The sequence below is a fragment of the Tepidamorphus gemmatus genome, from assembly GCF_004346195.1.
Lineage (GTDB): Bacteria > Pseudomonadota > Alphaproteobacteria > Rhizobiales > Tepidamorphaceae > Tepidamorphus > Tepidamorphus gemmatus.
Map to the genome: position 1 here is coordinate 76,058 of NZ_SMAK01000002.1, position 21,638 is coordinate 97,695.

The window sequence follows — 21,638 nt, forward strand, 5'->3', positions numbered from 1 at the left end:
TTGTCGTCCGCTCAGATCGGCACCACGGATGGTCGCCGCAGGCGGACCCACTCGGCGACGATCAGCCGGTTGAACAGAAAGGCCGTGAATACGGTTGTGACGATGCCGATGGCCAGCGTCACCGCGAAGCCGCGGATCGGCCCCGATCCCAGATAGAACAGGATCACGGCGGCGATCAACGTCGTGATATTGGCATCCATGATCGTGCCGAGCGCTCGTCGGTAGCCCGAATCGATCGATGCGATGGCGCTCTTCCCGGCCTTCTGCTCCTCCCGTATTCGTTCGTAGATCAGCACGTTGGCGTCTACTGCCATGCCGATGGTGAGCACGATGCCGGCGATGCCCGGCAATGTCAGCGTTGCCCCCAGCATCGACAGCACGCCAATGATCAATGCGATGTTGACCGCCAGTGCGATGTCGGCGAACAGGCCGAGCAACCCGTAGACCCAGAGCATGAACACGACGACGGCGAGCGTGCCGATGATCGCGGCGATCTGCCCGGCGGCAATCGAGTCGGCGCCCAGCCCGGGTCCGACAGTGCGTTCCTCGAGGATCGTCAGCGGCGCCGGCAGCGCACCGGCTCTCAGCAGGATGGCGAGATCGTTCGCCTCCTCGACGGTGAAGTTCCCGCTGATCTGGCCCGATCCGCCCAGGATCGGCTCTCGGATCACCGGCGCGCTGATCACCTCGCCGTCGAGAATGATGGCAAAGGGACGGCCGACATTCTGCTGCGTCGCGGCGGCGAAACGGCGCCCGCCATTCGTGTTGAAGCGGAACGAGACGATGGGCTCGTTGGTGCGCTGGTCGAATCCCGGTTGCGCGTCGACGAGATCCTCGCCCGACACCATCACCCGGCGTTCGATCAGATATGGAACCGGCGGATCGTCGCGGGAGTAGAGGATCTCGGAGTCGGGCGGCGGACGGCCGTTCAGGGCCTCGGCCACCGGCATCGACAGATCAACCAGCCGGAAGGTGAGCTGCGCGGTCTGACCGATCAGCGCCTTAAGGCGCGACGGATCGTCGAGACCAGGCACCTGAACGAGGATCCGGTCCGGTCCCTGGCGCTGGATGGTCGGCTCGGTCGTTCCGAGTTCGTCGATGCGCCGCCGCACGATCTCGATGGACTGCGAGACCGCCGAGCTGATGCGCTGGTTGATGCCTTCTTCGGTCAGCGTCAGCGTGATCAGCCCGTCGCCGTCACTGGCAATGTCGACGGTGCGCCCTCCGCCACCGCCCAGCACCGATCCGACCGGCTCGGACAGACTGCGCAGTGCCCGCAACGCCTCCTCGACCTGTCCGGGCTCGCGAATGCGCACCTGGACCGTCCGGCCCTGCCCGGTGAGCCCGGTATAGCCGATGCGACGGTCGCGCAGCGTCTGGCGCACGTCATCGCGCAGGGCGTTGAGCCGGTCGGCGACAACCGCCTCGGCATCTACCGCCAGCAGGATGTGCGAGCCGCCCTGCAGGTCGAGGCCCAGCACCAGCTGACGGTGCGGAATCCAGTCCGGCCACGCGGCGAGCTGCTCCTTCGAGAAGAAGTTCGGAATGCAGGCGAGTATCCCGACGAGACAGACGCCGAGTATGAAGAGGACGTTCCAGCGGGAGAAGTGAAGCATGTGGGGTGCGCTGTGGGCGGGGCGGCGGCTGCCGGACTAGCCTTCGTCCTTGACCGGTTCGCCCTTTGCGCGGACTTCGGCGACCATCGGACGGGCGACACGTACTCGGATCCCCTCGGCGATCTCGACCTGGATCTCGCGCTCGTCGATCACCTTGGAGATCTTGCCGATCAGCCCGCCCGCCGTCACGATGGTATCGCCGCGGCGCAGCGAGGCGATCATCTCCTGCTGCTGCTTCATCCGGCGCTGCTGAGGCCGGAGGATCAGGAAGTACAGCACGACGAAGATCAGCACGAACGGCAGGAGCGAGATCAGGAAGTCGCCCCCTCCGCCCGCCGGCGATTGAGCGAAGGCTGGCGTGACGAACATTCTGTCCTCCCGGTCTTGCATGCGCCCTGCGGACCCGTGCGCGGGGCAAAACTCACCAGGCACCGTCCGCAGGATGCGGGCGGCGCGAGCCGGCGGAATATAACGACGCAGCCAAGCTTTGCAAACCGGCAGACACGCATGGCGCCGCGCGTCCGTTGCGATTGACCCGCCGGGTCCGCCCCACTACCGTCCGCGCGCGGCAGCGGTGGACAACAACTGCTCGGGCCAAAGGGAGATCGGAAGGTGACAAGCGACGCGGATCGACTGGCGGCGCTGCTCGGCCGGATCGCCGACAGCCTGGAACGCATGGCCCCCCCGCCCCCGCCCGCCACCGATCTGAACGCCACCGATGCCTTTGTCTGGCAGACGTCGCCGCCTGGACTGATCGCGGTTCCCGCCGTCAACCGTGTAGACATGGTGCTGCTGCGCGGCATCGACCGCGCCCGCGATATGCTTGTGGAGAACACCGAACGCTTCGCCCGCGGCCTGCCGGCGAACAATGCCCTGTTGTGGGGCGCGCGCGGCATGGGCAAGAGCTCACTCATCAAGGCGGCTCATGCCGATGTGAACGCCCGTCTGGCCCGTGAGGCCATTCGCCCGCTGAAGCTGGTCGAGATCCACCGCGAGGACATCCAGTCCCTGCCCGATCTGATGGCGCTGGCACGCGCCAGCGACTTCCGGTTCCTGATCTTCTGCGACGATCTGTCCTTCGACTTCGACGATACCTCCTACAAGTCGCTGAAGGCCGCTCTGGAGGGAGGCCTCGAGGGACGTCCTCACAACACACTGTTCTACGCCACCTCGAACCGTCGCCATCTCCTGCCCCGCGACATGATGGAAAACGAGCGCTCCACCGCGATCAATCCGTCCGAGGCGGTCGAGGAGAAGGTGTCGCTGTCTGACCGGTTCGGCCTCTGGCTCGGCTTCCACCGGTGCAGCCAGGACGACTACCTGGAGATGGTGCGCGGCTATGCGCGCCATTTCGGGCTCAAGGTGGATGCTGAGCAGCTCGAGCGGGCGTCGCTCGAATGGGCGACGACGCGCGGCAGCCGCTCCGGCCGCGTCGCCTGGCAGTTCATCCAGGATCTTGCTGGGCGCCTCGGGCAACGGCTGGATCCGGGCGCCGGTACCTGACCCCGGAACGTCAACAGGCCCGGGATGCCCGGGCCTGCGGTTCGGCGGTCAATGGCGCCCGTGGTGGCGATGCCCTCGGGCTCAGTCCCCCGCCAGGTACTTCAGCGGATCGACCGGCGTCGATCCCTTGCGAAGTTCGAAGTGAATCTGCGGCGTCTGCACCGATCCGGTCTGGCCCGCCTTGGCGATGACCTGACCGCGCGTCACCACGTCGCCGCGCTTTACCAGAATGTCGCTGTTGTGCGCATAGGCCGTCACCCAGTCGTCGGCATGGCGGATCAGCACAAGATTGCCGTAGCCCTTCAGCTCGTTGCCGGCATAGGCGACGACGCCATTCTCGGCCGCCCTGACGGAGGTGCCCTCCGGGACCGAGATGTTGATGCCGTCATTCTTGCCGCCGTCGGCCTTGTCGCCGAATGCGGAGATGATGCGACCACGCGCCGGCCAGCGGAAATTCGCTGCCGATAGGGCCGCCGGCTCCGGAATCCCGGCCCGCTTGTCGGCAGCCGCGTCACTGGCATCTGCCGGTGCGGCGTAGGCGACCTGCTGAGGCTGTTCCCCGGGCGCAGGCAGTGCATTGGCCTCGATACCCTGCTTCACCGCAGGCGGCTGTGCCGGCGCGGAGGCGATCGCCGGATCGATGCCGCGCGTCTCCCCTGCCGCCGACGGCGAGGTTGCGGCGGCGGATTGCCGGACGGGTTGGGCAGCGGCGGCGGATGCAACAGTCGTGGCACCGGGAATGCGGACCGTCTGCCCAATCTTCAGGCCGTAGGGAGGCTGCAGATTGTTGGCGGCGATGATGTCGCCCGGACGCACATTGTATTTCCTGCCGAGCGAGTAGACCGTCTCGCCCGATGTCACAGTGTGCGTCCCGCCGGAAGCGGCAGGACGCGTCTGAACCGGCGCACCGGCGGACGCGGCGACGCTCGCCGGCGTTGGACCGGCCACCTTCACGGTGGCGCCGGCGACCTCAGGCCGTACCCAGCCGTTATGCGCCTGCGAGAACACCGGGATTACCAGTCGCTGCCCGGGCGGCACGGCGTTCGGATCGGTGATGTTGTTGACCTTCATCAACGCGGTGGTCGGAACACCGTAGCGATTGGCGATGGTGAAAACCGTCTCGCCGGGCCCTACCACGACCGAGGTGCCGTCGGAGGGTTCGAGCGGCGCCGAGGCGACGGGCAACTGACCATAGGCCGGTTGTGCGAGCGGATTGGAAGCCGGCCGGCCGTTGGTCACGTCTGCCGTCGGCGTGATCGACCCGGTAACGTCCTGATCGAACGAGCCGCCGAAGAACGAGCCGAACCGAGTAGAATCGGAGCTGCAGCCGGCGACCATCATGCCCGCCGCTCCGAGGATCGCGATCCTCGCCAGCAACGACGAGGGCAGATTGTCCAGCACCTTACGCATCGTACCACTCACGCCGCTCGGAAACCTCGGACACCATTAATGCGCGTTGAGGTAAAGATTGACTTAAACGCCGGTGAGGTGCGGAAACCTGTTCCGGAACGTCAATTCGGAACTTCCCCCTTTACTCATCCGGGACCCCCGCGTGGTGGCTCATGTACCGGCCTTGCGGGTCGGCCCGATTCGATGCGCCGACATCCATGCCGGCGCCCGCCTCGCCCGTCCGAAACGACGCGGGGGATCGCTGTGCCCGAGACCGGCTCGCTCTTGCGATTCAGATCGCCTCGGCCTTGCCCGGCACCAGCGGCACGAAGCGCACGGGGATCAGTTCCTCGTCCTCGTAGCTCTCGTCCGTGCGCACCAGACGGTGCAGATGCTGGGCTCCGCCGACAGGCCCGACCGGGAGCACCATGATGCCGCCGACCTTGAGCTGCTCGACCAGTGCCTGCGGCACGCGCTCGGCAGCAGCGGTCACGATGATGCGGTCGAACGGCGCCTGCTGCGGCCAGCCCTTCATGCCGTCGCCTAGCATGGCGGTGATGTTCGCGATACCGAGCGCCTTGAACCGCTGCTCGGCCTGCCGCAACAGCGTGCTGTAGCGTTCGATCGTGTAGACGCGCCGGCACAGCCTGGCCAGCACCGCCGCCTGGTAACCCGAGCCGGTGCCGACCTCCAGCACCTTGTCGCGATCGCCGACCGACAGCTTCTCTGTCATGTAGGCGACAATGAAGGGCTGGCTGATCGTCTGACCGCAGTCAATCGGCAGCGATCGGTCGGCATAAGCGATATCGGCGTATGCGGCCTCGACGAACAACTCTCGGGGGACAGTCTCGATCGCCTTCAGCACGCGCGGATCGCGGATGCCCTGCGAGCGCAGGCCGAGGATCAGCCGTGCGACGGCGACCCTGCCCTCCCCGTCCTCGTCCAGACCTCCTGCCGCCATGAGCTGGTCATGCCTCCTGCCCGATCGCCAGGATCTCGAGCAGCCTCGCGTGCGCGACGGTATCGGTCAAGTTCAGTGTCAGCGGCGTGATCGAAATGCAGCCGTCGTAGACGGCTCTGAGGTCGGTACCGCGCGCTGGGCTCGATTTGCGACGTTCGAAGCCTGTCCAGAAATACGGGTTGCCGCGGCCGTCATGACGCTGCTCGATATAGAGGAGCGACTGGTCGCGCCGCCCCTGCTGGGTGATCTCGTGGCCGCGCACATCAGCCGGAGCGCAATCCGGGAAGTTGATGTTGAGAACGACGGACGGATCGATGTCCGCCTTGAGCAGCATCCGGATGATGCGGGCGCCGTGCCGGGCGGCCGTCTCCCAGTGGATCATCGAGGGATCGCGGTATGCCTGGCTCAAGGCGAACGACCGGACGCCGAGCAGTGAGCCCTCGAAGGCGCCGGCGATGGTGCCGGAGTAGGTCACGTCGTCGGCGAGGTTCTGACCGCGGTTGACACCCGACAGCACCAGGTCGGGGCGGCGATCCTTCATGACGTGCTTGAGGCCCATGATGACGCAGTCGGTCGGCGTGCCCTTGACCGCGAAGTGCCGGTCGCCGACCTCGCGCAACCGCAGCGGATCGTTCAGCGTCAGCGAGTGCGATGCCCCGCTCTGGTCGGTCTCCGGGGCGATGATCCATACGTCGTCGGAAAGTTCCCGGGCGATCCCTTCGAGGATCCTCAGCCCCGGCGCGTGGATACCGTCATCATTGGTGACCAGGATGCGCATGTGTCAGATATCCGTTCCGATCGCATGGGGCGAATGGACCGCAGCCGGCAACTGTCGCCAAATTCGCATCGCTCATTCCATTCGCTGTCCGTCAGGGCACTATTCGCTCGCGCGAATCACCTCGAGGCCGCCCATATATGGCCTGAGTGCCTCCGGCACGATGACGGTTCCGTCGGCCTGCTGGTAATTCTCGAGCACCGCGATCAGAGCGCGGCCGACCGCGACGCCGGATCCGTTCAGCGTGTGGACGTGGCGAACCCCGGAGCCGTCCCTGGGACGGTAGCGGGCATCCATGCGGCGGGCCTGGAAATCCCCGCAGACAGAACAGCTGGAAATCTCGCGATAGGTATCCTGCCCCGGTAGCCAGACCTCGATGTCGTAGGTTTTGCGCGAAGCGAAACCCATGTCGCCGGTACACAGCGTCACAACGCGGTAGGGCAGCCCGAGCCGCTTCAGGATCGTCTCGGCCGATTCCGTCATCCGCTCCAGTTCCGCCATCGACTGCTCCGGCGTGGTGATCGACACTAGTTCGACCTTCGAGAACTGATGCTGGCGGATCATGCCGCGCGTATCCCGCCCCGCCGCACCGGCCTCGGCCCGGAAGCACGGCGTCCACGCGGTGACGCGCATTGGCAGCGAGTCCTCCTCGAGGATCTGCTCGCGGGCAAGATTGGTGAGTGGCACCTCTGCGGTGGGGATCAGCCAGAAATCCTCCTTCAGCGGCGCCTTCTCGATCGTCCGCTCGACGAGCTCGGTCAGGTCGATCTCGCCGCGCGCAAAGGCCTCGCGGTCGCCCTCGTCAGCATAGCCGAGCGCGCTATGCAGAAGTTCGGCGCGGGTGATCGTCCGCGTCGCGAGGAACTGGTCGTCGACGAATTTGGGCAGCTGGGCGGTGCCGAACATGGTCTCGTCACGCACAAGCAGCGGCGGGTTGACTTCGGTGTAGCCGTGCTCGGTCGTATGGATATCGAGCATGAAGGTACCGAGCGCCCGCTCGAGACGCGCCAGCATCCCCTTCAGCACCACGAAGCGCGCCCCAGACATGCGGGCAGCGGCCTCGAAATCCATCAACCCGAGCGCCTCGCCGATCTCGAAATGCTGTTTCGGGGCAAAGTCGAATCGCTTCGGCTCACCGACGCGGCGTATCTCGACATTGCCGTGCTCGTCGGTGCCGTCCGGCACCTCGTCGAGCGGCAGGTTGGGCAAACCGGCCAGAAGGCCATAAAGCTCCGCCTCGACCGCCTTCACCTCCGCTTCCAGCGCTGGCACCTTCTCCTTGATCGCCCCGACCTCGGCGATCAGCGCTTGCGCGCGCGCCTCGTCCTTCGCCGCCTTGGCCTGCCCGACTTCCTTCGAGGCCGCGTTCCGGCGCTCCTGTAGCGCCTGCAGCTCGCTCACGAGCGCACGCCGCTTCTCGTCGATCCCGATCAGCCGCACCGCAGTGCCGGCGAAGTCGGGCGAACGGCGCATCAGCGCCGCGTCGAAGACGTCCGGGTTCTCGCGAATCCACTTGATGTCGTGCATGGCAACCGCCGCAAGCGCGGGCCCCGGGAGGGCCGTTCAACCGGGAAAACCGGTCAGGACGCGGCTTCTTCCGCCTCGCGCGCGGCCTCGGCCTCGGCGCGCCGCTTTTCCACCAGCCTGACCGAAAGGATCGACAGTTCGTAGAGAAGCAGGGTCGGCAGCGCAAGCCCGATCTGGCTGATCGGATCGGGCGGCGTCAGGAAGGCGGCAACCGCGAACGTGATGACGATCGCATACTTCCGCTTCGCCTTGAGGCCCTGCGAGGTGACGATGCCCACCTTGCCGAGCAGCGTCAGCAGGACCGGAAGCTGGAAGCAGACACCGAAGGCGAGGATCAGCGTCATGATCAGCCCGAGATACTCACTGACCCTCGGCAAGAGGACGATCTGAGCCTGCCCTTCCCCGGTCTGCTGCATCGACAGGAAGAAGGCCATCACCAGCGGCATGGTGAAGAAGTAGACAAGTGCCGCCCCCGCCAGGAACAGCAGCGGGGTTGCCACCAGGAACGGCAGGAAGGCGTTTCGTTCGTTGCGGTAGAGCCCCGGCGCGACGAACATGTAGAGTTGCGTGGCGATCACCGGGAACGCCAGGAACACCGCCCCGAAGAAGGCGATCTTGAGCTGCGTGAAGAAGAATTCCTGCGGCGCAGTGTAGATGAGCTCGAGGTCCTCCACCTTGCCCGTCGCCCATTCGTAGGGCTTGAGCAGAATGTTGAAGATCGGGTTGGCGAAGTAGAAGCAGAAGACGAACGCGATCGCCAGCGCGAGCAGCGACCACATCAGCCGCTGACGGAGCTCGATCAGATGCTCGACCAGCGGGGCCTTCGTGGCGTCGATGTCATCCTGGCTCATTTAGGACCGGCCGGCCTTCATGCTGCTGTACCGGTATCGGCGGGCTTGGCGGACTTGGCACGCGGCTTCGACGCAGGCTTCGCTTTGGCCGGCGTCGCGGCATTCTTGGCCGACGGAGCTTCCTTCGGCTTGGCTGCCGTCTTCATGGCAGCCGGTTTCGACGAAGCCTTCGCAGCAGGCTTTGCCTGAGCGCCCTTCGGCGCAGGCGAACCGGCGACACCGGCCGCGTCGGACGGGGCGACCTTCACGGAACCGGCCTTCGCCATCGCGGCAGGAGCCGGCTGCGGATGCGGCGACGCCCCGGTCGGCGGTGACGCCTGCGCGGACCCTGCGGCCGACGCAGCCGGCGCAGTGGCCGCGCCAGCCGTCTTCGGCGCAGCCGGATCCTCGATCGCCTTGCGCAGATCCTCCCCGGCCGACTTCAGCGGGTTGAGGCTGTCCTTCATCTGATTGAGCGGGTTCACCGAGCGCACGCTCTCGATGCCCTTGCGCACCTCGTCGAGTTCAGCCTCCTTCAGCGCATCGTTGAGCTGGCGCTGGAAGTCGCCGGCCATCCGGCGCATCTGACCCACATACTTGCCGAATGTGCGCAGCATTCCGGGAAGTTCGCGCGGACCGACGACGACCACCGCCACGATGGCGATGATCAGAAGTTCGCTCCACCCGATATCGAACATGGAACGTCTCCCACAGGCGAGCCTCGCGCCGGCCGGATCTCGGAAAGTCCGACCGACGGCGCAGCCCCCCGGAGGGGGCAGGGCCGATCTCAGCCGACCTTCTTCGCGGGCTCGGCAGCCGAGCTCTTGGCCTTCGCCTCGACCGTCTCGGCGGCCTGGTGCTCGATCGTCTTGGTCGGCTCGGCCGCTGCCGACTCATCCTCGCTCATGCCCTTCTTGAAGCTCTTGATGCCCTTGGCGACGTCTCCCATCAGCTCGGAGATCTTGCCCCGGCCGAACAGCAGAACGAGCAGCACGACGACGATGAGAATCTGAAACCAACTGGGAGCCATACGCGCTCTCCTCAAGTGTTCGCGATCCGGGAACGTCCGATCGGGGCTGATCCCCGGATATCAGGGTTCCGCGAGACATTATACGGGGCCCGGCCAGCCGGCAACACGCGTCTGGCCCGTTCGGTTACCACTTCCGCCGCCTGCCGCCTCCGGTTCCTAGACCGGAAACATGAGAACGGCCGCTTCGTCGATCAAGATGCCGACCTCGCTCCCGACGGCGGCCGTCACCGTCTGGCGCGCACGTGCCTTGATCGGCATGTCCAGCCCATCGACCGCTATCTCCAGCAGTTCGACCTCTCCGAGGAACCGGCGCGAGATCAGCCGGCCTGGCACCTGTCCGCTCCCGGCCGGCGCGACCTGGACCCCGTGCGGGCGCACGCAGACCGTTACCGCTTCGCCGTCGACCACGCCCTGTCGTCCAAAGGTTCCCAATGGCGTCGACACGACGCCGCCCGCGACGATGCCGGGAACCTCGTTGAGTTCGCTGAAGAAGCGCGCTACGGCCAGGTCGGTCGGACTGTGGTAGAGATCGGCGGCGCTGCCCGCCTGCACCACCCTGCCCGACCGCATCAACACGATCCGGTCGGCCATGCGCATCGCCTCTTCCGGATCATGGGTGACGATGATGCAGGTCGCGCGCGTCTCGCGCAGCACCGCCAGCGTCTCCTCGCGCACATCGTCGCGCAGACGGCTGTCGAGGCCGGAAAACGGCTCATCCATCAGTAGCACGGAAGGTCGGGGCGCGACGGCGCGGGCGAGCGCGACGCGCTGCTGCTCGCCACCCGACAGGGCATGCGGATACAGATCGGCATAGCGTTCGAGTCCGACCCGCTGCAGCGCCTTGCGGGCCTCTGCTTCCGCAACGTCGCGAGGCAGCCCTGCCAGGCCGAACTTGACGTTGGCGAGGATGCTCAGATGCGGGAAAAGGGCGAAGTCCTGGAACATCAGCCCCACTCCCCGCTTCTCGGGCGGCACGAAACGTGCCGGACCGGAGACTTCGAGCCCGTCGATCAGCACGCGGCCGGAGGCCGGTATCTCGAGACCCGCGGCGAGCTTCAGGAGCGTCGTTTTGCCGCAACCGGATGGCCCGAGCAGGCAGACGATCTCGGCCGGCTCGATCTGCAGATCGACGCGGTCCACGGCAAGCACCTCGTCATAGGCGTGCGAGACATTCTCGTAGGCGAGCCGGACCGCGATTGCGGCGCCCGTCGTTCCTCGCCGGCCCCATTGCGGGCGTGTCGAGCGGAGTTCGCTGACGGAAGATATGGCCCTGGTCGATGTGTCCACGGTCAGTCCCCGTCCTCGCCATCGAGCTCGCTGCCGTCGAGCGGATCCTCGTCCGCCGCTGGCAGTTCGCTCGGTGTCGGCACGCTGAAATCGGGCGGCAGGCGGCTGTCGAGCAGCCCGGCGCCCTTGAGTTCGTCCAGACCCGGCAGGTCGCGCAGGCTCTCGAGCCCGAAGTGATCGAGAAACTCCGGCGTCGTGCCATAGGTAACGGGCCGACCCGGCGTCCGCCGGCGCCCGCGCATCCTGACCCAGCCAGTCTCCATCAGCACGTCCAGAACCCCCTTGGACGCGCTGACGCCGCGGATTTCCTCGATCTCGGCCCGGGTCACCGGTTGATGATAAGCGATGATCGCAAGCGTCTCGAGTGCCGCGCGCGACAGGGGGCGTTGTTCCACCGCGTCGCGCCTGAGCAGGAAGGAAAGGTCCTCCGCGGTGCGGAACCGCCAGCGGCCACCGACCTTCACCAGATTGACACCGCGATTGGCATACGCCGCCTGCAATTCGCCAAGCAGGCCCTCGACATCAGCACCCTGCGGCAGTCGACCGGCCAGCGTCGCAATGTCGAGCGGCTCGGTCGCCGCGAACAACAGGGCCTCCAGCATGCGCAGATGCTCGCGTCGGTCGGCCGGGGTGAAATCGGCGACGTTTGACGGCGCGCCGCTCATTGCAGACGTCCTCGCCCGCGCAGGTAGAGAGGTCCGTACGTTTCGTCCTGCCGCAGCTCCAGCACGCCTTCGCGGCACAGTTCGAGGCTTGCCGAAAACGTGCTGGCAATCGCGCTGCGTCGCATCTGCGGATCCTCGATGACTTCGCCGATGAGCTGGTCCAGCGGCATCCAGGCACCGATCGTGCCGACGAGACGTTCCAGCATCTCGCGTGCCTCCTTAAGAGACAGAACGCTGCGCGGCTCGAGCACAACGCGCCGGACGGCATGCTGGCTGCGCTGATCGCCATAGGCCTTAAGGAGGTCGTAGAGGCTTGCGACATAGATGCTGCGCCGGTCGATGCCGACGCCCTCCGGCATGCCGCGAGGAAACACGTCGCGACCGAGCCTGTTGCGGTTGACGAGCTTTGCCACCGCCTCGCGCATGGCTTCCAGCCGCTTCAGCCGGAACGCCAGCGAAGCCGCCATCTCCTCGCCGCTCGGCTCATCATCCGGCTGGCGCGGCAGCAGTAGGCGCGACTTCAGATAGGCAAGCCAGGCGGCCATCACCAGATAGTCGGCCGCAAGCTCGAGGCGCAGCCGCCGCGCAGCATTGACGAATTCCATATACTGCTCCGCCAGCGCCAGGATCGAGATCCGTGACAGGTCCACCTTCTGCGTGCGCGCCAGTGCCAGCAGCAGATCGAGCGGCCCCTCGAAGCCCTCGACATCCACGAGGAACGCATCGTCGCGGTCGGGGCGCGGTGTCGAGGCCTCGATCCAGTCCTCGGTCGCGACCATCGCTCAGACCTCCTCGGGCCGTGCACTCAACGCCGACAGTTCCCGCCGCGCGGCAGCGAGGTCTGCCGCCTTGCGCGCCGCCCAGGCCGTCGCCGCCGCGGCGCGCTCGGCCGCCTTGCCAGCCAGCGGCGGACAGGCAGCGGCCACCTCCGCCATCTCGCCGAGATCGCCGTTGCAGTGCAGCGCGATGTCGCAGCCAGCCGCCAAAGCGCGCGCTGCGTTCTCGCCGACACCGCCGCTCAGCGCCCGCATCGACAGATCGTCCGTCATCACCAGCCCGTCGAATCCGATCGCCCCGCGAATCACCTCCTCGATCACCCGGCGCGACAAAGTTGCCGGTTCCTGCGGATCGAAGGCGCTGTAGACAACATGCGCCGTCATCGCCATCGGCAGCTGGTTCATCCGACGGAACGGCTCGAAATCGGCGGCCAGCGTATCGGCAGACGCATCGACGACCGGCAGCTCCAGATGGCTGTCGGCCAGTGCCCGCCCGTGCCCTGGAATATGCTTGACGACCGGCGCGACGCCAGCCGCCGACAATCCGTCGACCACCGATTCGGCGAGCGGCACGATGTCGTCGGCGCTCGCGCCATAGGACCGGTCGCCGACGATGTCGTGTGCGCCGGCGACCCGCAGATCCAGGACCGGTGCGCAGTCGACGGTGATGCCGAGCTCGAACAGATCCTCGCCGATCAGACGTCCGCACAGCCATGCCATCCGGCGCCCGGCCTGAGGATCGGCCGCGGCCAGTTCGGAGATCGCTGCGGCTGCCGGATAAGCTGTCCAGCGTGGCGGTTTCAGACGCTGGATGCGGCCGCCTTCCTGGTCGATGAGCACCGGCGCATCGGCCCTGCCGACGATCGAACGGAATGACGCGACGAGGCGGCGGATTTGATCGGGCTCGCCGCAGTTGCGCGCGAACAGGATCAGTCCCCAGGGCTGCTCGGCGCGCAGAAACGCCCGCTCGGGCTCGGTGAGCTCGAGGCCGGAGCATCCGCATATGAAGGCTTTCGGCGCCACCTTTGCGGCTTACCGCCCCGGCGTTCCCCGGTCAACCGACCAGAGTGGCGCCCGGATCAGTTCCTGCGAACGAAGCAGTCGAGTCCCGAGGACTTGAGCCGGGCACACAGTGCGCCGGCGTCGCTCTGCGACGACATGGGACCAAGTCCGACGCGGTAGTAGATGCCTCGATCGCCGAGATCGGCCCGTTCGACCACCGGCGTATAGCTGCCGAGTGCCGCCGCGTAGCGCTGGCTGATCGAGGCCGCCGTGCTGCGTGCGTCCTGTTCGTTCCGGCTGGCAGCCACCTGAACGACGTAGGATCCGGGCGGGAAGCTGCCGGTGGTGGGGGCTGGCGCGGCAGAGGGCGCGGACGCGGCAGGCGCTGGCGCGCCCGCAGGCGGCGGCGACGACGCGGCGGGCAACGCGGCGACGGCGCTCGGCTGCAGCGGGATCGGCTGTCCCGCCTGCGGCGCGCTTGGCGGCACGAAGCCACTTCCCGCCGGCCGCGGGGCGGCGACCGGCGCCGTTGCGACCGGGGCGGATGCAACGGCCGCGGGCTGCCGCGGCGCCTCCGCAGACCTCGGCAGTTCGGCCGGCCTTGGTACCGGCAGCGGAACCTCGACGCTGCTGGTCGCGGCCGCTGCGTCCTCGGTCGGCGCTTCCTGGGCGGTTTCGGCGGGACTGGCAGGGGTATCGCTGCCCGGCAGCGGTGCGGGCTGCAGGGGCACGGCCGGCTGTGGCGGAGCAACCTCGCCGACGATCGTGCCGTCAGGCCTCACCACCACCGTGCGGACCCGGCGCGGCAGATCGTCCGACGTCGCCTCGCCCGTGGCGCCGCGCAGGCCGTCGTCCTGGTTCGTGTCGATCCTGCGAACCTGACGGTCGCCGACATCGGCCACTGCTTCTTCGCGCGAGACAAGCCGTTCCTCGCTGCCGCTATCCGCGCCAACGCGATCATAGACCAGCTTGCCGGGCGACTGTGCCGCTGCCGCATCGCTCTCGCCGCTGCTCGGCGGCTGGATCTTCACCGGCGCGCGTTCGGCACGGATTACCGGCGGCGGAGCATCGGTGTCGCCGCCGGACAGGAATCCGTAGCCGACGACAGCGGCGCCGCCGACCACAACCAGGCCGACCATGCCGCCGGCAATCATCATGGCGCGGCGGCGATTCGATTTCGGCTCCTGGACCGGTTCGCCCTCGTAAGGGGCGAAATGTCCCGTCTGGTCAAATGCCGGATCGGTCTCGGCGTACAGCGGATCATAGGCCGGATCTCCGGGCATGTTCGCATAGCGGGGGTCCTCTACCCAGCTGTCGGCGAGATGTCCCTCGTCGGCATAGCCGTGGTCGCCATAGAGACCGCCGGCATCCCCTTGATGCGGTTCGAACGGCTCGTCGCCATAAGCCTCCGGTTCCGGCACCGGGGTCGAACGGGGGCCGGGAAACGACGTGTAGCGCGGGGCCTCTAAGCGCGGCTCGACCCGTTCGCTCGCAGCCGCAAGTTCGGCATACAGCCTGCCGATATCCGTCGCGTCATGGTCATGGCCGTCGAACGGACCTGCCGGCTCGTCGGCATGAGGCGTATAGCCCTGACGGGTGTGATGGGTAGGCTGGGACGCCAGGCTGTCATACCCGTGTGCGGAGGGCGCGCCATAGTGACTAGGATCGCCCGACACCTCGGGCTCCCTGCGCTGGCGGTTGAAGTCGGCAAACGGATCCTCGTCGATCAGCCGCGCCAGCTCGGCCAGCGGATCATCGGACTGTACGGCATCCGTTCGGCGGCCAGGTGTCCCTGCCTCCGCGGTCGTATCCCACTGCGCGTTGCGCCCGTGGTATCGCGTATCCGACATTCCTCGCCCTATCCCGCTGTATGTCTGTCGCGCAGGCGGCGGAATTCAATAGTCGTCTGACCGGAAACGCGATTCAACGCATTTCTTCGAGGGGCTCCACTCCGAGCACTCTCAGTCCGGCCGACAATACCGACGCAACAGCCTGAACCAATGTTAACCGAGCTATCGTCGAAACTCGGTCTCCGAGGTTAATAAAGCGTAATTGTGGCAAGTCCTTGCCGCGATTCCATAGTCCGTGGAAATCGCTCGCGACCTCGTGAAGATAGAAGGCGAGGCGGTGCGGTTCATGCGCGGCTGCCGCCGTTTCGATCGTGCGCGGAAACGCCGCAAGCAGCTTGAGCAGCGACATCTCGGCGGGATCGGCGAGGATTGCCAGGGCCGCCGCGCCGGGGGCCGGCATCGGGTAGGAGATGTCGGGAAAGGCTTCCGCCGCCTGGCGGAACACCGAATGGGCGCGCGCATGCGCGTACTGGACGTAGAAGACCGGATTGTCCTTCGACTGTTCGGTCACCTTGTCGAAGTCGAAGTCGAGCGTCGCGTCGTTCTTGCGCATCAGCATGATGAAGCGCACCACGTCGCGTCCGACCTCGTCGACGACGTCGCGCAGCGTCACGAATTCGCCGGCCCGTTTCGACATCTTTACCGGCTCGCCACCACGCAGCAGCCGCACGAGCTGGCATAGCTTGATATCGAGCTCGGCCTCCCCGCCGCTCACCGCCTTCACCGCTGCCTTCATCCGCTTCACGTAGCCGCCATGGTCGGCGCCCCACACGTCGATCATCGTGCGGAAGCCGCGCTCGAACTTGTCGCGGTGATAGGCGATGTCGGAGGCGAAGTAGGTATAACTGCCGTCGGACTTCATCAGCGGACGATCGACGTCGTCGCCGAACGCGGTGGCGCGGAACAGCGTCTGCTCGCGATCCTCCCAGTCGTCCGGGAGCTGCCCCTTGGGCGGCGGCAGCCTGCCCTCGTAAACGAGACCGCGTGCCCGCAGCTCGTCGATCGTCGCCGCCACGCGGCCGCCATCCGGGCCGATCAGCGAGCGTTCGGAGAAGAACACATCGTGATGGATGTCGAGTGCAGCGAGGTCGTCGCGGATCAACGCCATCATAGCGTCGATCGCGAACTGACGGACCGTCGGCAGCCACTCGCTCTCCGGCCGGGCCAGCAGGCTCTCTCCGTAACGCTGAGCCAGCGCCGCGCCGACCGGCTTCAGGTAATCGCCCGGATAGAGCCCCTCGGGAATGTCGCCAATCTCCTCGCCGAGCGCCTCGCGGTAGCGCAGATAGGCAGAGCGCGCCAGCACATCCACCTGAGCGCCTGCGTCATTGACGTAGTACTCGCGCGTGACCTCATATCCGGCGAACTCCAGAAGACTGGCCAGGGCGTCACCGAATACCGCGCCGCGGCAATGGCCGACATGCATCGGCCCGGTCGGATTGGCCGAGACGTACTCGACATTGACGCGCTCGCCGCCGCCGATCCGGCTGCGGCCAAAACCGGCGCCGGCGCGGATCAACGCATCGAGTACCTCGTGCCAGTATTCGGGCGTCAGCGTCAGGTTGACGAAGCCGGGCCCTGCCACATCGACGGATGCAACGCCGGGTTCGGCCCGCAGCCGGGAGGCCAGCCTCTCGGCGATGTCGCGGGGCTTCATGCCGGCATCGCGGGCAAGCACCATCGCCGCATTGGTCGCGAGGTCGCCGTGACTGCTCTCGCGCGGTGGCTCGACGGCGATGCGTGCGGCATCCAGCCCCGGCGGCAGTTCGCCCGCCGCCGACATCGCCTCGACGGCGCCGGTGATGCGGGCCGTGAAATCGCGGAAGACATCCATGCTCGAAGGATCCCGGCTGGTCCCCGGGCACCGACCTGCGGGGACGCGCGCCGCCTAACGCAATTCCGGCGCGGCGTCAAACAGCCGGCGATGTTCGCTCAGCGCAAAGCGGTCGGTCATTCCGGCGATGTAGTCGGCCACCACCCGCGCGCGATCCTCGCCGTCACCGCGCGCGGCCGCCCGCGCCCATTCCGGTGGCATCCGTTTAGGGGAGGTCAGGAACGCCTCGAACAACCGCGTCACCGCGTCGGCGGCATCTTCCATGATCCGGTTGACGCGCTCGTGCCGGTACATCCGGGTGAACAGAAACCGGCGCAGGTCGGCGACGGCGGTAGCAGCGGTCGCATCGAAGGCAATCATGGCGCTCGATGCCGCCCGGACCGCGTCGGCGTCGGCAGGCGCAGTGGCGGCGATCCGAGCGGCGGATTCTGCCAGCGCCCGCTCCATCAATCCGGTGATCACCCGCCGCGTCGTTTCGTGGATGAGCCGCGACGTCTCCAGCCTCGGATAGCGCCCACGCAGATCCGCGACGATCGCTGCGACGAAGGGCACCTCGCCCGCCACGTCGTCGAGTGCGAACAGACCGGCGCGCAGACCATCATCCATATCGTGGCTGTTGTAGGCGATATCGTCGGCGAGTGCGGCGGCCTGCGCCTCCAGGCCCGCCCAGGAGGCGAGCCTCAACTGGTAACGGGCATCCTGCTCGCGGATCGAAGCCGGCACACCGGCCGCATAGGTCCCGATCCCCTCGCCCGCCGCATCGACCAGCGGCCCATTGTGCTTGACGATGCCTTCGATCGTCTCCCAGCTCAGATTGAGCCCGTCGAACGCGGCATAGCGACGCTCGAGCAGCGTGACGACACGCAGGCTCTGAGCATTGTGGTCAAAGCCGCCGAAGTTCGCCATCGCCCGGTCGAGCGCGCGCTCGCCGGCATGCCCGAACGGCGGATGCCCAAGGTCGTGGGCAAGCGCCACCGCTTCGGCCAGATCCTCGTCGAGGCCGAGGCTGCGCGCGAGCGCACGCGACAACTGCGCCACCTCGAGCGTGTGGGTGAGGCGGGTGCGAAAGTAGTCGCCCTCGTGGAAAACGAAGACCTGCGTCTTGTACTGCAGACGCCGGAAGGCGGTGGAATGAACGATCCTGTCCCGGTCGCGCTGGAATTCGGTGCGGGTCGGGCTCGGCGGCTCGGGATGGAGCCGGCCGCGGCTGCGGGCGGGATCGGAGCCGTGCGGCTGCCGGCATCCGAACCATTCCCGAAAGACCCCTGCTCCGACGGCGGAGCGATTGACAGTCACGTCGTCCACCATACCTTTAGGTCGCTCCGGCGACGGAATGTCCATCCCGCATCCGCCGGACATCGAGGAGCCGCCAATGATCGAGGTCGACGAACAGCAGGTCACGCTCAGCGAACGGGCCGCGCGCCAGATCGTCCGCATCCTGGCGAAGGAACCGGGCAAGACGGCGCTACGGGTCAGCGTCTCCGGCGGCGGCTGTTCGGGATTCCAGTACGGCTTCGAGCTCGATTCGTCTCCCGGCGAGGACGATATCGTCATCCAGAGGGACGGCGCCACTGTCTTCGTCGACTCGGTGTCGATGATGTACATGGCGGGCTCCGAGATCGATTTTGTCGACGATCTGATTGGCGCCTCCTTCCAGGTGCGCAATCCGCACGCGACCGCGTCCTGCGGCTGCGGAACGTCTTTCTCGATCTGACCGCTGCTGCCGGCGCCGCCGGCGGTCACGCGCTGGGGGGCCGATGAAGATCGCGACCTGGAACATCAATGGAATCCGCGCGCGGATCGAGCTGCTGCGGCGCTGGCTCGCCGAGGCGGACCCCGATGTCGTCTGCCTGCAGGAGGTGAAGTCGGCCGACGAGGCCTTCCCGCACGAGGCGCTGGACGGCACCGGTTACAATGTCGCCGTGCATGGCCAGAAGGGATTCAACGGCGTCGCGATCCTAGCGAAGCGGCCGATCGAGGACGTGGTCCGTGGCCTGCCCGGCGATCCCGACGACGTCCAGGCGCGCTACATCGAGGCGACGATAGCCGGCGAGCATGGCGTCGCCCGAGTCGCCTCGATCTACCTGCCAAACGGCAACCCGGTTGGCTCCGACAAGTTTTCCTACAAGCTCGCCTGGACGAACCGACTGATCGCCCGCGCGCGAAGCCGGCTTCGCCTCGAGGAGCCGCTGGTGCTGGCCGGCGACTACAATGTCATCCCGATGCCCGAGGATGCGCGCTATCCGGAGAACTGGGTCGGCGATGCCCTGTTCCAGCCGGAGAGCCGGTCGAAGTTCCGCGAACTCCTTGCCGCCGGCTTCACCGACGCCATCCGCGCGGCGATGCCGGACAGCGATGTCTACACCTTCTGGGACTACCAGGCGGCTGCCTGGCAGAAGAACGACGGGATCCGCATCGATCATCTGCTACTCTCGCCGCAGGCAGCCGACCGGATGGTGCGGTGTGGTGTCGACAAGCACACCCGCGGCTGGGACAAGCCGTCGGACCACGCTCCCGTCTGGGTCGATCTGGAACTCTAGCCGGCCGACTTCCGCGTACCGCGTCCTGCGACGCGGCGTCGGGGCTTGCCGGCGACCTGCGGCTATTCGGTGCCCTTGGTCAACCACTTCTCCGCCAGGCCGGCGGCGGCAGTCTTCTGCTCCGGCGTCAGAATCTGGCTCGCCCGATGATCGAGCGCGAGTATCCAGTCGCGGTCCTCGGGGCCGGCGTTCTCGCGCGCCACCAACAGCCACATGTAGCCCTTCTCGGGCATTGGCCGGACACCATCGCCGTAGATCAGCATCTGCCCGAGCGTCGCCTGAGCGGCAACGTGATTCTTGCGGGCGGCGAGGCTCAACCAGCGCGCGGCACGGCCGGGGTCCGGCTGCACGCCGTCACCGTCGAGGTAGATGCGGGCCAGGTTGTACTGGGCGGATGCGTCGCCGAAATATGTTGCCGCATGGGTGAAAAGATCGACCGCACGGCCAACATCGGGCTTTATCCCGGCCTTCGCGATGCCATTCTTGTAATAGGTAGCCAGATTGACGAAGGCGTCGGCGACGACTCTCGCGGAGGGCGTGTAGGGATTGTCGTCGGCGTGTTGATCGGCGATCCGCGAGAACATCTGGAACGCCATGTAGTCATCCTCAGGCACGCCGTCGCCGCTGGCGTACATCTTGCCCAGCTTCCACTGGGCAATGGCATGTCCCTTGGAAGCGGCGTACTGAAAGGCGTTGAGGGCCGACTGCAGGTCGCCGACGCTGTAAGCCTCCGCGCCCATCCGGAAAGCATCGACGGGAGATGCGTCGGCAGACAGAGGCAGCGATGGATCGAGCGCTCGCGCCGACGGCGCCACGAGCACGACCGAGCCCAACATCGTCACCGCAAGAACGCCCAGAGACCGCATAGTCCAGCACTTTCACCCTGCGCCGCCCGATCCGGTCGCGGCTGCCCGCAAGTGCCGCTGACCGAAGGCCCCATACGAGACCGGATACCGCGTCCGCTGACTGCCACGACGCCCGGAGGCGGGCAATACGCCACTGTCGGTTCGAGCGTCTCACGACACTGCGGCGAAGTCGAGGCGGCCTTCAGAGCATCCCGGAAACCGTCTATTTAACAGACAGTTAACAAGATGAGGTAGCTTTGTGGCATGAACTGGGCGCGGCTGCGCCCGAACACCGATCGTTGCAGATTTCCCACGTTATGTGGCAGCTCCGCAACAGTCGCTCCAACACATCCTCACGTCATGCGCTGACCGAGGAATCCTCGGCAAGCCGATATCTGTATTATGGAATCTGGTCCCATATCGGACGTCAACGACCGGCGACGGCCAGCCATGTCGTATGCTGACGGATGAGCCTGATCGCAAGATAGGTCAGTGTTCCCAGGAAAAACAACATCACCCAGACCGGTTCCTCGCTGATCCAGACGTCGAGGGGCAACTCCTCTACGACCACGGCCTCGAGCGCCTCGACGACCAGGAAGAACACCGTGATCAGATAGAGCCCCGGATACTCCCGCCTCAGTACGGTCCTCAGCGAAAATGGCAGCTCGGGCCAGACCCAACCGCTGAACCGGGGCAGGATCGCGGGCGTGCGCTGCGCCCAATGGCGGTACGCGTCGCCAAACCGTTCCTCCATAAATCTCTCTTCCGCCAGCATTATGCGCTCGTAGTACAGGAAGAACGCCAGCGCGCCGCCGAGGCCGAACAGCAGGCTCTTGAAGACCAGCAGGAAACCGAGAAAGATCAGGAAGTTGGCGAAATAGAGCGGATGCCGCATCTGCGAATACATCCCGCTCGTGTTGAGAGCCTCCGCCCGCTGCATCCTGGTGGTGCGGCCCGAGCTGCCGCGTGGAACGAACCCGACGATCGCGCCACGGACTGCCAGACCGGACAATGCAATCAGCAGGCAACCAAAATCCCAGATGTCCTCGACCCCGTCGCCGAAGGCGTGGATCACCCAGTCCGACTGCGCGAATGCGACCATCGCCACTGGCAGGATGACGAGCGGCAGGTAGGAGCGTCGGCGAAACAGCCAGTTTCCCTGCCGAACAAGTTCGTTCTCCAGCATGAGAGCCCCGCATGCCATCTGC

General features: G+C 66.6%; 21 protein-coding genes. 3 read left to right on the forward strand and 18 right to left on the reverse strand.

Annotation, left to right across the window (positions count from 1 at the left end; genetic code table 11):
- Positions 1-11: 11 nt before the first annotated feature.
- Positions 12-1,616: a protein translocase subunit SecD gene (gene secD / locus EDC22_RS17870; RefSeq protein WP_165926770.1), complete on the reverse strand. Its 1,605-nt coding sequence runs from the start codon at positions 1,614-1,616 to the stop codon at positions 12-14.
- 36 nt (positions 1,617-1,652) lie between these two features.
- Positions 1,653-1,985 carry a preprotein translocase subunit YajC gene (yajC, locus tag EDC22_RS03265; RefSeq protein ID WP_132805193.1) on the reverse strand — a complete coding sequence of 111 codons (333 nt, stop codon included), beginning with the start codon at positions 1,983-1,985 and terminating at the stop codon, positions 1,653-1,655.
- A 306-nt stretch (positions 1,986-2,291) separates the two neighbouring features.
- Here yajC and EDC22_RS03270 point away from each other — a divergent pair, with 306 nt between their 5' ends.
- Positions 2,292-3,119: an ATP-binding protein gene (locus EDC22_RS03270; protein ID WP_132805577.1), complete on the forward strand. Its 828-nt coding sequence runs from the start codon at positions 2,292-2,294 to the stop codon at positions 3,117-3,119.
- An 81-nt stretch (positions 3,120-3,200) separates the two neighbouring features.
- Here the strand turns inward: EDC22_RS03270 and EDC22_RS03275 are convergent, their stop codons facing one another.
- From EDC22_RS03275 to EDC22_RS03340, 14 genes are all read right to left on the reverse strand, one after another.
- The gene (locus tag EDC22_RS03275) at positions 3,201-4,529 is read right to left on the reverse strand and encodes a peptidoglycan DD-metalloendopeptidase family protein (RefSeq protein ID WP_132805194.1); all 1,329 of its coding nucleotides are present in this window, start codon (positions 4,527-4,529) and stop codon (positions 3,201-3,203) included.
- A 271-nt stretch (positions 4,530-4,800) separates the two neighbouring features.
- The gene (locus EDC22_RS03280; protein WP_132805195.1) at positions 4,801-5,469 is read right to left on the reverse strand and encodes a protein-L-isoaspartate(D-aspartate) O-methyltransferase; all 669 of its coding nucleotides are present in this window, start codon (positions 5,467-5,469) and stop codon (positions 4,801-4,803) included.
- Positions 5,470-5,476: 7 nt separating this feature from the next.
- The gene (gene surE / locus EDC22_RS03285) at positions 5,477-6,247 is read right to left on the reverse strand and encodes a 5'/3'-nucleotidase SurE (RefSeq protein ID WP_132805196.1); all 771 of its coding nucleotides are present in this window, start codon (positions 6,245-6,247) and stop codon (positions 5,477-5,479) included.
- A 99-nt stretch (positions 6,248-6,346) separates the two neighbouring features.
- A complete protein-coding gene (gene serS, locus EDC22_RS03290) occupies positions 6,347-7,771 on the reverse strand; it encodes a serine--tRNA ligase (RefSeq protein WP_132805197.1) in 1,425 nt (474 codons plus the stop codon).
- A gap of 53 nt (positions 7,772-7,824) precedes the next feature.
- A complete protein-coding gene (gene tatC, locus EDC22_RS03295) occupies positions 7,825-8,622 on the reverse strand; it encodes a twin-arginine translocase subunit TatC (RefSeq protein ID WP_132805198.1) in 798 nt (265 codons plus the stop codon).
- A gap of 17 nt (positions 8,623-8,639) precedes the next feature.
- Complete coding sequence (gene tatB / locus EDC22_RS03300) at positions 8,640-9,299, reverse strand: Sec-independent protein translocase protein TatB (RefSeq protein WP_132805199.1); 660 nt, start codon at positions 9,297-9,299, stop codon at positions 8,640-8,642.
- An 89-nt stretch (positions 9,300-9,388) separates the two neighbouring features.
- Complete coding sequence (locus EDC22_RS03305; RefSeq protein ID WP_132805200.1) at positions 9,389-9,631, reverse strand: twin-arginine translocase TatA/TatE family subunit; 243 nt, start codon at positions 9,629-9,631, stop codon at positions 9,389-9,391.
- A gap of 156 nt (positions 9,632-9,787) precedes the next feature.
- Positions 9,788-10,918 carry an ABC transporter ATP-binding protein gene (locus EDC22_RS03310; RefSeq protein ID WP_245499609.1) on the reverse strand — a complete coding sequence of 377 codons (1,131 nt, stop codon included), beginning with the start codon at positions 10,916-10,918 and terminating at the stop codon, positions 9,788-9,790.
- Between the two features lie 2 nt (positions 10,919-10,920).
- Complete coding sequence (gene scpB / locus EDC22_RS03315; protein ID WP_132805201.1) at positions 10,921-11,583, reverse strand: SMC-Scp complex subunit ScpB; 663 nt, start codon at positions 11,581-11,583, stop codon at positions 10,921-10,923.
- Positions 11,580-12,362, reverse strand: coding sequence for a segregation and condensation protein A (locus EDC22_RS03320; RefSeq protein WP_132805202.1), 783 nt, complete (start codon positions 12,360-12,362; stop codon positions 11,580-11,582). Before EDC22_RS03320 ends, scpB begins: the two co-directional genes overlap by 4 nt.
- Positions 12,363-12,365: 3 nt before the next feature.
- A complete protein-coding gene (nagZ, locus tag EDC22_RS03325; RefSeq protein WP_132805203.1) occupies positions 12,366-13,382 on the reverse strand; it encodes a beta-N-acetylhexosaminidase in 1,017 nt (338 codons plus the stop codon).
- Between the two features lie 56 nt (positions 13,383-13,438).
- A complete protein-coding gene (locus EDC22_RS03330) occupies positions 13,439-15,211 on the reverse strand; it encodes an SPOR domain-containing protein (RefSeq protein ID WP_132805204.1) in 1,773 nt (590 codons plus the stop codon).
- Between the two features lie 73 nt (positions 15,212-15,284).
- Entirely contained in the window at positions 15,285-17,045 is a 1,761-nt protein-coding gene (argS, locus tag EDC22_RS03335) for an arginine--tRNA ligase (RefSeq protein ID WP_132805205.1), read from the reverse strand.
- 54 nt (positions 17,046-17,099) lie between these two features.
- Positions 17,100-18,341 (reverse strand): deoxyguanosinetriphosphate triphosphohydrolase, encoded by a 1,242-nt coding sequence (locus tag EDC22_RS03340; RefSeq protein WP_245499640.1) that lies wholly within the window; start codon positions 18,339-18,341, stop codon positions 17,100-17,102.
- Positions 18,342-18,417: 76 nt separating this feature from the next.
- On the opposite strand from EDC22_RS03340, the gene erpA reads away from it, so the two are divergent.
- Both erpA and xth read left to right on the forward strand, forming a co-directional pair.
- Positions 18,418-18,759 carry an iron-sulfur cluster insertion protein ErpA gene (gene erpA, locus EDC22_RS03345; RefSeq protein WP_132805207.1) on the forward strand — a complete coding sequence of 114 codons (342 nt, stop codon included), beginning with the start codon at positions 18,418-18,420 and terminating at the stop codon, positions 18,757-18,759.
- A gap of 43 nt (positions 18,760-18,802) precedes the next feature.
- Positions 18,803-19,585 carry an exodeoxyribonuclease III gene (xth, locus tag EDC22_RS03350; RefSeq protein WP_132805208.1) on the forward strand — a complete coding sequence of 261 codons (783 nt, stop codon included), beginning with the start codon at positions 18,803-18,805 and terminating at the stop codon, positions 19,583-19,585.
- Positions 19,586-19,647: 62 nt separating this feature from the next.
- On the opposite strand, the gene EDC22_RS03355 is transcribed toward xth, so the two are convergent.
- Together EDC22_RS03355 and EDC22_RS03360 are read right to left on the reverse strand one after the other, a co-directional pair.
- Positions 19,648-20,400: a tetratricopeptide repeat protein gene (locus tag EDC22_RS03355; RefSeq protein WP_245499610.1), complete on the reverse strand. Its 753-nt coding sequence runs from the start codon at positions 20,398-20,400 to the stop codon at positions 19,648-19,650.
- 457 nt (positions 20,401-20,857) lie between these two features.
- Complete coding sequence (locus EDC22_RS03360; RefSeq protein ID WP_165926771.1) at positions 20,858-21,616, reverse strand: methyltransferase family protein; 759 nt, start codon at positions 21,614-21,616, stop codon at positions 20,858-20,860.
- Positions 21,617-21,638: the final 22 nt, after the last annotated feature.

Coding starts and splice junctions, on each gene's coding strand:
- serS (WP_132805197.1), bottom strand. CDS start 7,771: ATGCACGACATCAAGTGGATTCGCGAGAACCCGGACGTCTTCGACGCG.
- EDC22_RS03360 (WP_165926771.1), bottom strand. CDS start 21,616: ATGCTGGAGAACGAACTTGTTCGGCAGGGAAACTGGCTGTTTCGCCGA.
- EDC22_RS03320 (WP_132805202.1), bottom strand. CDS start 12,362: ATGGTCGCGACCGAGGACTGGATCGAGGCCTCGACACCGCGCCCCGAC.
- erpA (WP_132805207.1), top strand. CDS start 18,418: ATGATCGAGGTCGACGAACAGCAGGTCACGCTCAGCGAACGGGCCGCG.
- EDC22_RS03305 (WP_132805200.1), bottom strand. CDS start 9,631: ATGGCTCCCAGTTGGTTTCAGATTCTCATCGTCGTCGTGCTGCTCGTT.
- EDC22_RS03270 (WP_132805577.1), top strand. CDS start 2,292: ATGGCCCCCCCGCCCCCGCCCGCCACCGATCTGAACGCCACCGATGCC.
- scpB (WP_132805201.1), bottom strand. CDS start 11,583: ATGAGCGGCGCGCCGTCAAACGTCGCCGATTTCACCCCGGCCGACCGA.
- surE (WP_132805196.1), bottom strand. CDS start 6,247: ATGCGCATCCTGGTCACCAATGATGACGGTATCCACGCGCCGGGGCTG.
- xth (WP_132805208.1), top strand. CDS start 18,803: ATGAAGATCGCGACCTGGAACATCAATGGAATCCGCGCGCGGATCGAG.
- EDC22_RS03280 (WP_132805195.1), bottom strand. CDS start 5,469: ATGGCGGCAGGAGGTCTGGACGAGGACGGGGAGGGCAGGGTCGCCGTC.
- tatB (WP_132805199.1), bottom strand. CDS start 9,299: ATGTTCGATATCGGGTGGAGCGAACTTCTGATCATCGCCATCGTGGCG.
- argS (WP_132805205.1), bottom strand. CDS start 17,045: ATGGATGTCTTCCGCGATTTCACGGCCCGCATCACCGGCGCCGTCGAG.
- EDC22_RS03275 (WP_132805194.1), bottom strand. CDS start 4,529: ATGCGTAAGGTGCTGGACAATCTGCCCTCGTCGTTGCTGGCGAGGATC.
- yajC (WP_132805193.1), bottom strand. CDS start 1,985: ATGTTCGTCACGCCAGCCTTCGCTCAATCGCCGGCGGGCGGAGGGGGC.
- EDC22_RS03330 (WP_132805204.1), bottom strand. CDS start 15,211: ATGTCGGATACGCGATACCACGGGCGCAACGCGCAGTGGGATACGACC.
- tatC (WP_132805198.1), bottom strand. CDS start 8,622: ATGAGCCAGGATGACATCGACGCCACGAAGGCCCCGCTGGTCGAGCAT.
- secD (WP_165926770.1), bottom strand. CDS start 1,616: ATGCTTCACTTCTCCCGCTGGAACGTCCTCTTCATACTCGGCGTCTGT.